At 68.2% G+C, this 13,030-nt stretch carries 6 protein-coding genes and 1 pseudogene; all 7 read right to left on the reverse strand.

The window, feature by feature from the left end:
• Positions 1 to 2: 2 nt before the first annotated feature.
• On the reverse strand, positions 3 to 1,100 hold the full coding sequence (locus DMX10_RS12425) for an AAA family ATPase (protein WP_111261354.1): 1,098 nt from the start codon (positions 1,098 to 1,100) through the stop codon (positions 3 to 5).
• A complete protein-coding gene (locus DMX10_RS12430; protein WP_111261355.1) occupies positions 1,094 to 4,810 on the reverse strand; it encodes a DUF4132 domain-containing protein in 3,717 nt (1,238 codons plus the stop codon). The genes DMX10_RS12425 and DMX10_RS12430 overlap by 7 nt, the downstream gene beginning before the upstream one ends.
• Positions 4,811 to 5,422: 612 nt before the next feature.
• A complete protein-coding gene (locus tag DMX10_RS12435) occupies positions 5,423 to 5,647 on the reverse strand; it encodes a DUF2970 domain-containing protein (protein WP_111261356.1) in 225 nt (74 codons plus the stop codon).
• Positions 5,648 to 5,699: 52 nt separating this feature from the next.
• Positions 5,700 to 6,737, reverse strand: a complete 1,038-nt coding sequence (locus DMX10_RS12440; RefSeq protein ID WP_111261357.1) for an RNA methyltransferase — start codon at positions 6,735 to 6,737, stop codon at positions 5,700 to 5,702.
• Positions 6,738 to 6,820: 83 nt separating this feature from the next.
• Positions 6,821 to 8,101, reverse strand: a complete 1,281-nt coding sequence (locus tag DMX10_RS33590) for a methyl-accepting chemotaxis protein (protein WP_371921687.1) — start codon at positions 8,099 to 8,101, stop codon at positions 6,821 to 6,823.
• 120 nt (positions 8,102 to 8,221) lie between these two features.
• Positions 8,222 to 9,142: pseudogene (locus DMX10_RS33595) on the reverse strand (cache domain-containing protein); the annotation flags it as partial.
• 19 nt (positions 9,143 to 9,161) lie between these two features.
• Positions 9,162 to 12,884, reverse strand: a complete 3,723-nt coding sequence (gene metH, locus DMX10_RS12450; protein WP_111261359.1) for a methionine synthase — start codon at positions 12,882 to 12,884, stop codon at positions 9,162 to 9,164.
• Between the last annotated feature and the right edge of the window lie 146 nt (positions 12,885 to 13,030).

Consider the following 13,030-nt stretch of genomic DNA (forward strand, 5'->3'; position numbering starts at 1 on the left):
GGTCAGTCCAACAGGCCCTTGCTGGCGTCGAAGAAGTGCTTCCACTGGCCGTCGCGGCGGGCGCGCTCGCGCACCACGCTGTCCAGGTAATGGCGCAGGCGCTTGGCGTCGTCGCGGTTGTCCTTGAACACCACGCCGAGCAGTTGCCGCGCCAGCTCGGCCGGGCCCAGGCGGCCGTCGCCGAGGTAGCGGGCCTCCAGCGCGGCGGCGTAGGCCACGCTGACCGCCTCGGCGGTGGACATGACCGCGTCCGGCGCCTTGATCGCGGTGCCCTCGCGGGTGGTGCCGCCGCGCAGCTCCTGGAACACGGTGACCAGCAGGCCGATGACGTCGCGCTCGACCACCACCTTGCCGGCCTCCTCGCCCAGTTCCCGCAGCAGCTGGCGCATCACCAGTTCCACCTCGAACTCGCCGTCGGCGATGGGGCGCACCGTCTCGAAGTTGAAGCGGCGCTTGAGGGCGGCGGACATCTCGTGCACGCCCCGGTCGCGCAGGTTGGCGGTGGCGATCAGGTTGAAGCCGGGGCGGGCGTGCAACCGCCCGGTCTCGCCCAGCTCGGGGATCATCATCTGCTTTTCCGAGAGCAGGGAGATCAGCACGTCCTGGATCTCCGGCGGGCAGCGTGTGATCTCCTCGAAGCGCACCAGCTTGCCCTGGCTCATTCCCTGGTGCAGCGGCGAGCCCACCAGGGCGCGCGGGGTCGGGCCTTCGGCCAGCAGCAGGGCGTAGTTCCAGGAGTACTTGATGTGGTCTTCGGTGGTGCCGGCGGTGCCCTGGATGGTGAGCATCGAATCACCGCTGATGGCGGCGGCGAGCAGCTCGGAGAGCATCGACTTGGCCGTGCCCGGCTCGCCCACCAGCATCAGGCCCTGGCGGCCGAGCAGGGTGACGATGGCGCGGTCCACCAGGGCATCGTCGCCGTAGAACTTGCGGCTGACGCCGAGCGCCTCGTCACCGAGGATGAAGCGTCGCACCGAGCGCGGCGAGCGCAGCCAGCCGGGCGGCAGGTCGGCGCCGGCCTGCTGGTCGGCCTGGGCCAGGCGTTGCAGTTCCTCGGCGAAATGCTGTTCCGCAGCCTGGCGGAGAACGGTGCTTACCATGGGGTCTTCTTCTCCCACTGGGGATCGAAGCCGACGCAGACATCGGCGGCGGCGCGGTAGTCGGCGTAGGTTTCGGCGAGCAGGACCGGCGGGATGTCGGCCAGCGGCAGGCTGTCGCCACCGGACCAGCGACGGCCCATCTTCTCGAAGGTGAGCCGGGTCAGCGCGGCGGGGACGTTCTCCTCCGGCAGGCAGTTGCCGGTGAAGCCGATGTTCACGCGCAGGCCCAGGCTGGTGAATTCCTTGAAGTAGTGGTCGAAGAAGCCTCCGTCCTCGGCGGCCGCGCGCTGGTAGCCGAGCTTGGTCAGCACGCCGCGCAGGGTGAAGGTGTCGCTCAGCCAGCCCAGGCGGTCGCCGATGGCGTTGCCGCTCTCCTGGTCGGCGACGGCTTCGGCGCTGATCTCCGGCAGCTGGCGCGACATCTGCGCGAACAGCGGCTTGACCTTGTAGTCCTTGAAATGGCGGACCCAGCCCTTGGCCGTTTCGCCATCCACCAGGGCGGCGTGGGCGAGGCGCACGAGGCTGCCGTCGGCCAGCTCCACCTCGTCATCGTCGAGGTCGATCAGGCTGCCGTCCTCGGTGGGGCGGAACAGGCGCGTCGCCCCCTCGGCGCCCACCTCGGCCCAGACCAGGCGCTGCAGCAGGTGGCGCATGATCGGGTGCTGCTGCAGGTACTCGCGCCACTCGGCCACGGGCCACAGGCGCGCTGCGCACATGGCTTCGTAGAGGCGCTGGCTCTGCAGGTCGATCACCTGCTTGAGCTCCTTCTTGCTGGTGGAGAGCTGCGTCTTGGCCTCCTTGATCAGCGCCGGGTCGTCGCTCTTGCGCGGCTCCGGCAGGGCCTTGACCACCTTGCCGTCGGGGTTGCACAGCTCCAGCTTGAGCGCGGCATCGAGGCGCGCGGTGAACAGGCGCTCGCCGTACTGCAGGGCGAGCACGCCGTTTTCGTCGAAGCCGGCGCTGGGGATGGTGCGGTCGGCCAGTTCGTCGGCGCTCCAGCCGTTGCGCTGGGCGATCTGCTCCACCAGCTCGCGGGCGCGGGTCTGGACCGAGGCGGTGCGGTGGCGGCGGGCGATGGACAGCAGCAGCTGGATCACCAGCGGCTCGTTGCTGTTGGCGGCGGCGCTGAGCATGGCTTCGATCTGCGAGCGACGCGGGTAGTGGTCGCGCATGTAGGCCTGGATCAGGCTCACCTGCTCGTGGCCGGTGGTGTGCCAGGTGAGGGCGAGGATGCCCTTGTCGGCGATGGCGCTGCCCAGGTAGGTGCCCAGGTGCTCGCGCTTGAGCGATTCGAAGGCCTGTTCCAGGGTGATGTCGGCGTACTCGGGCGAGTACTTCGCCCAGGCCTGGTAGTTCTGCATCTGCCGCGCGACATTGGCCTGGGCGTAGGCGATGGCCTCTTCCAGGGTCGGGTTGCGGGTGTCCTGGGCGATGAAGGCCAGCAGCAGGCTCTTGCCCAGGGCGTTGCGGCTGGCAGGGGCGAGGCGCTCCAGGTAGCGGTTGAGCAGGCCGTTGCCGGCGGGCTCCTTGAGCTTGCAGGCGAGGATCACCCACCAGCGCAGGATGGCCGGTTCCACCGGGGTGCCGTCGAGCCACTGGCAGGCGGGCAAGTGGTCCAGGTCGAGCCACGCGAGGCTGGCCGGCGGCTTGGTTTGCAGGCCTTTCTGCGCCTCGGCCAGCAGCACGTCCGGGGCCAGGTGGCCGGAGATGTCTTCGCCGAGGCTTTCCAGGGTGGTGAGCAGGGCGGCGCGTACGGTTTCGCGCTTTTCCTTGGCCAGGGTCGCCTTCAGCGCGGGAATCGCCTCGCGGTAGCCCAGGCGCTGCAGCCATTCGGCGGCCAGGGTGCGGATCTCCTGCTTGCTCGAAGCCAGGGCCTCCACGGCGCGGTCGCCGATGTCCGGCAGGGTCTCCAGCAGTTGCTGGGCTTCGGCGCGGTTGGTCTTGCTGCTGCCCAGGGCCAGCTCCAGCAGCACAGGGATGAAGCGCGCCGGCAGGACGGGGAACTGCTCGAGCAGGGTCAGCGTGGTGGCCACGCTGTAGCTGTAGCGGCCCGGAGCGGGGCGCAGGCCGAAGGCCTCTTCGATGAACTCGGGGTGCGCGGCGAAGAAGGGCCAGACGCGCTCCGGGGCGATCTGCCCGATGGGCGAGTTCCAGCCGAAGCAGATATCCGCCGTGGCCCGCGCCGGGTCTTCATGGCCGCTGCGTTGCAGGGCGTCTTCCAGGGTGCGCAGGTCCAGGCGCTGCAGGGCGTCGCCCTTGAGCCACTGGGCGACCTGGTACCAGTTGAAATGGCGGTTGGCCGGGGAGCGGAGGATGTGCAGCAGGTTGACGTCGGCATTGGCCGCCAGGCGCCCCTTGTAGTGCAGCACCGCGTCGATGCCGTTCGGGACTTTGCCGCGCGCCGCGCCGTTGAGGCGCTCCAGGGCGTTGCGCAGGTCCGACTCGCCCAGTGCCTGCAGCGACTTGTAGGTCTTCTGCTGCCAGTCCCACTTGCGCTTGTGTTCGAGGTTCTGGCGCACCTCCTCCTCGGCGGCGATGCGGCTTTCCTCCAGCAGCTCCACGAGGTTCTGGCGCAGCAGCTGCAGCACCGCATCGCCGAGCTGGACCTCGGCGCAGCGCTCGAAGTCGCCGGCCTCGGGCAGTTCCTCCTGCTGGGCGCGGGTCTGGCTGTCCAGGCGCGCCAGGGCATTGGCCAGCGCCTGTTGCACGGTCTTGGAGCCCTCCACCTCCAGGCGGGCCTGCAGCAGGGGGCGCGCTTGCTCGCCGGCACGGGCGAGCATGTCGGCGGCCTGGGCGCGTTCGGCGTTGTTGCCTGCTTCCAGCAGCTGCTGCAAGTGGGTGAGCTTGACCTGCAGCGGCAGTGTCTCCACCTGGGGCGCGGCTTCGGCGCGAACGCTCTTGGCGTTGCTCACCGCCAGGCGCACCAGTACGTCGGCGTAGGCGTCGGCGAGGGTGCGCTGGCTGCCCAGCAGCTTCACCAGGGTCAGGCAACCGCTCGCCGACAGCCGCGAGGGCAGGGCGCGGGTGCTGGAGGGGTGCTGCAGCAGGTAGTCGCCGGTGCCGGGCAGGTCGAGCAGCGCGGCGAGGTCGCGCCAGTGGTATTCGTTGAGGTCGCGGCGGTCGAGGAGCAGCAGCAGGGCGTCGTCGGCCGGCAGGTCGTCCACCGCCAGCAGGCGCACCAGCAGGTCGAGGGTCCAGTGCTTGCGCAACTCCTCGCCGTGCTTGTTGCCGAGGTTCTTCATCGTCGTGTGCAGGGCGTCGACCACCAGGTAGATGAGCCAGTCGGGCACCTTGGCGATGCGCACCAGGTTGGCGCCCTGGCAGGCGGCTTCGAGCACCTTGCCGAAGCGGGCGAGGGCGAGCACGTCGGTCCCGGGGGTTACGACATAGAGCCGGGCACGGGCATTGGCGGCGGCGTTGATGCGCTTCTTGTGCTTCTGCGCGTCGTTGCGCAGGTTGCCGGAGGGGTGCCACCAGCCCAGCGTGGCGGGCATGTCGAGGAGCACGACGGCCTCTTCGGCCAGCACCTTGCGCAGGTCGAGCAGGACGCCTTCGTCGTGGCCGCCGAGCACGTAGGTGGCGGCGCGCTCGGCCAGGCCGGGCGCCAGGATGTCGAGCACCTCGAGGCTTTCGACGACGTGCTTGGCAAAGGGCGTGGCCGGGGCGGCGGCGGTGGAAAGGCCGATTTTTTCCAGCAGCTTCTGAAACATGGTGAACCTGTCCTTGGCGATGCGGTGCCCGATGGTAATTCATCGGGGCGGTTCAAGGCCTCTGCCACGGGCGGTCCAATGTGCATTTCTGTTGCTCAGCTCATGTTTTTCCGGCGCGGGGCCACCTTGGGGATGTGCGAGGTCGATGGGTGCCTTGAGAGGTTGCCGGTCCTGGTCTTAACTCGTGGACGTAGCGCCCATAACCACAGCAAGGGGATGCCATGAGCGATCACACCGAGCAATCCAGTTCTGACAGCGGCATCGACGCCGTCGCCATCTTCTGCCTGATCCTGATCGCGGTGGCCACCGCGGTGTTCTGGGTCAGCCACCAGTAACGAACCCGCCGCCGAACCCTCTGGCGGCCAGCCACGGGGCCCCCAGGGCGATGCCGTCCTGTGCGGGCTGCGGGCCGAGTCCATGGGCTCTGTCTGCGTTGGCTGTTGCGGACTCAACAGGCTCGGGCACGGTGCCTTTCGGCTATGCATGGCGCCCCTGCCACGCCCACCGCGTGGGTTTCGCTTCGCCCTACGCCACCCTACGGATGCGCTGCGCGCGCACATCGATGACGACTCTGGTCAGGCGTGGGGGCTTCCGACGCAGTCGGTCGGGGCATCAGAGCCCGGCGAGGTGCAGCACCAGCTTGACCACACCGAACAGCGTCAGCGCGAAGACCAGGGTGAAGAGCACCCCGAGGATGATGAAGTGGCTGGGCTTGCCGCGGCTGAAGTCCCGCGAGCGATTCTTGCCGCTCTGTACCCCGAAGGCGGCGGCCGCGACGCTGTGGAGCATCTCGCGGAACGTCAGGGGGCGTTGGTTTTCGTCGTTGCTGTCGTCCATGGTGCACCTCCGTGGGGCACAAGCTTAGCTCGCCCCCGGCAGGCTGCCCGGATCAACGTGCGCGATGCAGCAACTGGCGGGTATCGAGCGCCCCGGCGCGGGCGCGCAGTTGGCCGCAGCCTCCGTCGATGTCCTGGCCGGCGGAGTTGCGCACCTTGGTCAGCACGCCACGGCTGTGCAGGTAGCGCACCAGTTCGACGATGCGCTCGCCGCCCGGGCGCTGGTAGTCGTCGGCTTCCAGGCTGTTGTAGGGAATGAGGTTCATCACCGCGAACTTGCCCTTGAGCAGGCGCAGGATGCCGTCCGCTTCCTCCAGGCTGTCGTTGATGCCGGCGAGCAGCGTCCACTGGTACTGGATGGGGTAGTCGGTGGTGCGGGCATAGGCCTCGCCCAGCTCGACCAGCTCCTCGGGGCTGATGCGCGGCGCCTTGGGCAGCAGGCGTTCGCGCAGTTCGGCGCGGCTGCTGTGCAGCGACAGCGCCAGGGCCGGCTTCACCCGTTGCTGCGGCAGGCGCTCGAAGACCCTTTGGTCGCCCACGGTGGAGAACACCAGGTTCTTGTGGCCGATGCCGCCGTCGGTGCCCAGCAGGTCGATGGCCTCCAGCACGTTGTCGAGGTTATGGGCCGGCTCGCCCATGCCCATGAACACCACCTTCTTCACCTTGCGATAGCGTCGCGCCAGGGCTACCTGGGCGACGATCTCCAGGCTGCCGACCTGGCGCAGCAGGCCGCTCTTGCCGGTCATGCAGAACACGCAGCCCACGGCGCAGCCGACCTGGCTGGAAACGCACAGGCCGTCGCGCGGCAACAGCACGCTTTCGACCATCTGGCCATCGGCCAGGCCTACCAGGAGGCGCGCCGAACCGTCGGCGGCGGGGTGTTCCGAGCGCAGCCGCGCCAGGTTGTCCAACTCCTCGGCCAGGGCCGGCAGGCCTTCGCGCACGCTGATGGGCAAGAAGTCCTGGGCCTGCTGGCGCAGGGTGCAGGCGTCGAGGGGCTTGCCCTGCAGCCAGGCGCGTATCACCCGGCCCTGGTGGATGGGCTTGGCGCCGAGGGCGGCGAGGCGGTCGTGCAGGTCTTGGATGCGCATGGGGCGCGAATCCTACCACCGGCGTTGGTGCATAAGTAGGGGCGCACTGCCGGCAGCAGGCGCCCCTGTGCGTATAGCTTCCTTCAGCGGCCCCGGCTCAGCTCCGCCAGGCGTGTCGCCGATTGGCGCATTGCCTGGCCGAGGGCGTCGAGGTCGACGGCATCGCGGGCGTTCTCCTCGCTGGCCGAGTGGATGCGCACCGCCAGTTCGTTGATTTCCTGGGTCACGTGGCTCTGTTCCTGGGCGGCGACGGCGATCTGCTGGGCGCGCTGGGAAATGTCATCGAAGCTCTGCACCGTGGTCGACAGCGCCGCGGCGGCGCCTTCGGCTTCCTCCACCGCGTGGCGGGTGCGTGCCTCACCGGCCTGCATCGCCTGGACCGCCTGGCGCGAAGCCTGCTGCAGGTTGGCGATCATGCCGCTGATCTCGTTGGCCGAACTCTGGGTCTTGGCTGCCAGGGAGCGCACCTCGTCGGCCACCACGGCGAAGCCGCGCCCCTGCTCGCCGGCACGTGCCGCCTCGATGGCGGCGTTGAGGGCCAGCAGGTTGGTCTGCTCGGAAATGGCCTTGATCACGTCCAGCACGGCGCCGACCTGCTGGCTGTCCTGCTCCAGGCGGGCGATCACCGTGGCGGCCGCCGCCATTTCGCTGGACAGCGACTGGATGGCGCGGCTGTTGGATGCGACCTTCTGCTGGCCTTCGTTGACCACGGCCTGGGAGCGTTGCGCGGTGTCGGCGCAGTCGTTGGTGTTCTGCGCCACTTCGTTGGCGCTGGAGGACATCTCGGTGATGGCCGCCGCCAGCTGGGTGTTCTCCTGGCGCTGCTGTTCGGCGCGCTGGAGCAGGGCGCCGCTGAGGCGGCCCAGGCTGGTGGCTTCCTCCTGCATGCGCCGGGATTCGTCGGCGATCACCTGGAGCATGCCCTGCAGCCGGCCGGCGTACTGGTTGACCGAACGGCGCAGGCCGCCGATCTCGTCGTCGCGCAGGATGGTCAGCGCACCGCCATCGCCCTGGCCGCTGCCCAGTGCGTCGATCTGTGCGGTGGTCTCGCCCAGTTGCTCGAGGATCTTGCGCCCGGCCAGCCAGACGAAGAACAGCAGCAGGCCGAGCAGCGGCAGGAGGAAGGCCAGCAGCTCATAGGTGAGCGCCTGGGCGAGCCCGGTGACCCGTGCCCTGGGCGTGACCAGGCCGACGGTCCAGTGGGTTTGCGGCATGACGAAGAGATTGGCCTGGCTGGCTTCGCCGAGCACCGCGTCGTCATCCAGGGGCACGCTGACGGTGCCGCCGGAGCCGAGCTTGCGGCGTGCTTCGGCCAACGGCGCCAGCCAGTCTTGGCGACCGGCGAGTTCGTCGAACTTCTGCATGCTGGCTTCGGCGCCGCTGCCGGGCAGGGGGAAGAACAGGATGTTGCCGGCAGGGTCGAGGGCGAAGGCGTAGCCCCCGGTGACCTTGCCCTGGTCGCGGAGGAAGGCGGCCAGGTCGTCGAGGCGCAGGTCGATGGTGCTGACCCCGGCGAAGCGGCCCTGCAGCTTGTACGGCACGCTGCAGGTGACCATGGGCACCTTGCTCACCGGGTCCTGGTAGGCCTCGGACCAGACGCAGGCGTTGCCCGCTGCGCTGCGCGCGCCGGTGTACCAGGCGTCGTTGTGGTAGCCGGGGCCGTCGGGCTTGTTGTAGTCGTCGGAGTATTCCAGCGCGCCTCCGGCGCCACGGGCCCAGAAGAAGCTGCGGCGGTCGGTGCCGTCGGCGAAGGCGTTCGGCTCCGGCCAGATGCCGCCACCGGCGATGGCCGCATCGCCGCCGTTGTCGATCAGGTTGGGGAAGTTGTCGCGGTACAGCGCCTCTTCACGGGGCAGGACCTCGGCCAGGTGCGCCATGCCGACGGCCAGGCCTTCGATGCCGGCCAGCTTGAGGCCGAGCTGGCGGACGATGGCGCTGCCCGTCTGTTCGATCAGGGCGTTGCTTTCCGCCACCACCCGGGGCTGGCCGCGGAACACCATGATGGCGAAGACGGCGAGGGCGGTGAGCAGCAGGAGGAAGATCGCGCCCAGGGTCAGGCGGCTGGATATGCGGTCAGGCAGCAGAGACATTCGGTACTCCTCGATTCCCGATCTGGAAGGCAGCGCACGGCAGAGGCGCGGCAGGCACTTGATATGCAATAGCAGTGCCCGCGCGGTTTCGCCTCTAGAAGGCGTGTCGGCAGATGTCGGGGTTCCTGCAGTGGTTTCGGAGGAGTGGTCGTTCGTAAGGGAGAGGAGGGGCCTTTCGGAAAGGCTGAGTGTGGCATCGCGGTGATGGGTTTCGCTTCGCTCGCGGAACGCCGCCCGACCCATCCTACGAAGAGCACCAAGCCCCGCGAAACCCATCGTTGCGCCGCTGGGAGCCAGAAAGAACCAGGCCCGCATTGCGCGGGCCTGTCCGGGGTCAGTAGTCGTAGCCGAGGTTCGGCGCCAGCCAGCGTTCGCTCACGGCCTGGTCCTGGCCCTTGCGCCTGCTGTAGCTCTCCACCTGGTCGCGTTCGATCTTGCCGACGGCGAAGTACTGCGCCTCGGGGTGGGCGAAGTACCAGCCGCTGACGGCCGCCGCCGGGAACATGGCGTAGTGCTCGGTGAGGAACACGCCGCTGACGCCGGCCTTGTCGAAGCTGGCGCTCGGGTCCAGCAGGTCGAACAGGGTGCCTTTCTCGGTGTGGTCCGGGCAGGCCGGGTAGCCGGGGGCGGGGCGGATGCCGTTGTACTGCTCCTTGATCAACGCCTCGTTGTCCAGGTGCTCGTCGGCGGCGTAGCCCCAGTAGTCCTTGCGCACGCGCTCGTGCAGCCATTCGGCGCAGGCTTCGGCCAGGCGGTCGGCGAGGGCCTTGACCATGATCGAGTTGTAGTCGTCGCCCTTGGCCTCATAGGCCTTGGCCACTTCCTCGGCACCGATGCCGGCGGTGGTGATGAAGCCGCCGACGTAGTCGACCACGCCGCTCTCCTTGGGCGCGACGAAGTCGGCCAGGCACAGGTTCGGCTTGCCGTCGGGCTTGATGGTCTGCTGGCGCAGGTGGTGCAGGGTGGCCAGCGGCTTGCCCTGCTCGTCACGCACTTCGATGTCGTCGTGGTTGACCTGGTTGGCCGGCCAGAAGCCGAGCACGGCGCGGGCCTTGATCAGTTTCTCGTCGATCAGTTTTTTCAGCATCGCCTGGGCGTCGGCGAACAGCGCGGTAGCGGCTTCGCCCACCACCTCGTCGGTGAGGATGTGCGGGTATTTGCCGGCCAGGTCCCAGGAGATGAAGAAGGGCGTCCAGTCGATGTACTCGGCCAGCACGGCCAGGTCGATGTCTTCCAGCACGCGCACGCCGGTGAAGCTGGGCTTGGGCGCACGGTAGCCGGCCCAGTCGAAGTCCGGCTTGTTGGCGATGGCGTCGGCGTAGGCCAGGCGCTCGGTGCGGGCGGCGCGGTTGGCGGTGCGTTCGCGGGTTTCGACGTAGTCGGCGCGGGTGCGCTCGACGAAGCCGGCCTTGAGCTCCTTGGACAGCAGCTGGGTGGCCACGCCCACGGCGCGCGAGGCGTCGGTGACGTAGACCACGGCGTCATTGCTGTACTGCGGGTCGATCTTCACCGCGGTGTGGGCCTTGGAGGTGGTGGCACCGCCGATCATCAGCGGCAGCTGGAAGCCCTGGCGCTGCATCTCGCGGGCGACGTGGACCATTTCGTCCAGCGACGGGGTGATCAGGCCGGAGAGGCCGATGATGTCGCATTTCTCGTCGCGGGCGGTCTGCAGGATCTTCTCCGCCGGCACCATCACGCCGAGGTCGACGATGTCGTAGCCGTTGCAGCCGAGCACCACGCCGACGATGTTCTTGCCGATGTCGTGGACGTCGCCCTTGACGGTGGCCATGAGGATCTTGCCCTTGGCCTCGGGCTTGTCGCCTTTCTCCGCTTCGATGAAGGGAATCAGGTGGGCCACCGCCTGCTTCATCACGCGGGCGGACTTGACCACCTGCGGGAGGAACATCTTGCCCGAGCCGAACAGGTCGCCGACCACGTTCATGCCGGACATCAGCGGGCCTTCGATCACTTCGATGGGGCGCGCGCACTGCTGGCGGCATTCCTCGGTGTCTTCGACGATGAAGGCGGTGATGCCCTTGACCAGCGCGTGTTCCAGGCGCTTGTCGACCGGCAGCGAACGCCACTCCTCGTTCTCCACTTCCTTGGCCGCGCCGTCGCCCCGGTACTTGTCGGCGATGGCCAGCAGGGCCTCGGTGGCGTTGGGGTTGCGGTTGAGCACCACGTCCTCGACGGCGTCGCGCAGCTCTTTCGGGATCTCGTCGTAGATCTCCAGCTGGCCGGCGTTGACGATGCCCATGGAGAGGCCGTTCCGGATGGCGTAGTAGAGGAAGACCGAGTGGATCGCCTCGCGTACCGGGTTGTTGCCGCGGAAGGAGAACGACACGTTGGATACGCCGCCCGAGCTCAGGGCGTGGGGCAGGTTGTCGCGGATGTAGGCGCAGGCGTTGATGAAGTCGACCGCGTAGTTGTTGTGTTCCTCGATGCCGGTGGCGACGGCGAAGATGTTCGGGTCGAAGATGATGTCTTCCGGCGGGAAGCCCACTTCATTGACCAGAATGTCGTAGCTGCGCTTGCAGATTTCTTCCTTGCGCGCCTGGGTGTCGGCCTGGCCGACCTCGTCGAAGGCCATCACCACCACGGCGGCGCCGTAGCGCTTGCACAGCTTGGCGTGGTGCTTGAACTGCTCGACGCCTTCCTTCATCGAGATGGAGTTGACGATGCCCTTGCCCTGGATGCATTTGAGGCCCGCCTCGATCACTTCCCACTTGGAGGAGTCGATCATGATCGGCACGCGGGAGATGTCCGGCTCGCCGGCGATCAGGTTGAGGAAGCGCACCATCGCCGCCTTGGAGTCGAGCATGCCCTCGTCCATGTTGATGTCGATGACCTGGGCGCCGGCCTCGACCTGCTGCAGGGCGACTTCCAGCGCCTCGGTGTAGTTCTCCTCGCGGATCAGCCTGGCGAACTTGGCGGAGCCGGTGATGTTGGTGCGCTCGCCGACGTTCACGAACAGCGAGCTGCGGTCGATGGTGAAGGGCTCCAGGCCCGACAGGCGGCAGGCCTTGGGAATCTCCGGGATCACGCGTGGCGGGTGCTTGGCCACGGCCTTGGCGATGGCCTCGATGTGCCCCGGGGTGGTGCCGCAGCAGCCGCCGATGATGTTGAGGAAGCCGCTGGCGGCGAACTCCTCGACCACCACGGCCATCTCCGCCGGGGTTTCGTCGTACTCGCCGAAGGCGTTGGGCAGGCCGGCGTTGGGGTGGGCGGAGACGTGGGTGCCGGCCTTGCTCGCCAGCTCGGCGAGGTAGGGACGCAGTTCCTTGGCGCCGAGGGCGCAGTTCAGGCCCACGGAGATCGGCTTGGCGTGGCTCACCGAGTTCCAGAAGGCCTCGGTGGTCTGGCCGGATAGGGTGCGGCCGGAGGCGTCGGTGATGGTGCCGGAGATCATGATCGGCAGCTCGACGCCCAGTTCCTCGAACACGCCCTGCACGGCGAAGATCGCCGCCTTGGCGTTGAGGGTGTCGAAGATGGTTTCGATCAGGATCAGGTCGGCGCCGCCTTCCATCAGGCCACGGGTGGCCTCGGTGTAGTTCTCCACCAGTTCGTCGAAGGTGACGTTGCGGTAGCCCGGGTCGTTGACGTCGGGGGAGATGGAGCAGGTGCGGCTGGTCGGGCCGAGGACGCCGGCGACGAAGCGCGGCTTGTCCGGGGTTTCCAGGGTCTTGGCGTCGGCCACTTCACGGGCCAGGCGCGCGCCCTCGACGTTCAGCTCGTACACCAGGGACTCCATGCCGTAGTCGGCCTGGGACACCTGGGTGGCGTTGAAGGTGTTGGTCTCGAGGATGTCCGCGCCAGCGTCCAGGTAGGCCTTCTCGATGGCCTGGATCACGTCCGGGCGCGAGAGCAGCAGCAGGTCGTTGTTGCCCTTGACGTCGCTCGGCCAGTCGGCGAAGCGCGTGCCCCGGTAGTCCTCCTCCTGGAGCTTGTAGCTCTGGATCATGGTGCCCATGCCGCCGTCGAGGATCAGGATGCGTTCCTTGAGGGCTTGGTGAAGGGCGTGCAGGCGGGCGCTGCGATCGGTGAGCGGGCTGGACATGGAGGACCTGACTAGCTGGGCGGAAAAGGTCGCAAAGCATAGCAAAGATGAAGGGGATCGACCGCCCACCGGCTGTTGCATGAATATGGCTCATGTTGCTGTGGGCCGAAGCCGGCCGGCGCCCTGGCGGGCATGGAGTGCGGGGA

This window comes from Pseudomonas sp. 57B-090624 (assembly GCF_003234055.1).
Taxonomy (GTDB): domain Bacteria; phylum Pseudomonadota; class Gammaproteobacteria; order Pseudomonadales; family Pseudomonadaceae; genus Metapseudomonas; species Metapseudomonas tohonis.

Coding starts and splice junctions, on each gene's coding strand:
- DMX10_RS33590 (WP_371921687.1), bottom strand. CDS start 8,101: ATGCAGAAGTTCGACGAACTCGCCGGTCGCCAAGACTGGCTGGCGCCG.
- DMX10_RS12430 (WP_111261355.1), bottom strand. CDS start 4,810: ATGTTTCAGAAGCTGCTGGAAAAAATCGGCCTTTCCACCGCCGCCGCC.
- DMX10_RS12435 (WP_111261356.1), bottom strand. CDS start 5,647: ATGGACGACAGCAACGACGAAAACCAACGCCCCCTGACGTTCCGCGAG.
- DMX10_RS12425 (WP_111261354.1), bottom strand. CDS start 1,100: ATGGTAAGCACCGTTCTCCGCCAGGCTGCGGAACAGCATTTCGCCGAG.
- DMX10_RS12440 (WP_111261357.1), bottom strand. CDS start 6,737: ATGCGCATCCAAGACCTGCACGACCGCCTCGCCGCCCTCGGCGCCAAG.
- metH (WP_111261359.1), bottom strand. CDS start 12,884: ATGTCCAGCCCGCTCACCGATCGCAGCGCCCGCCTGCACGCCCTTCAC.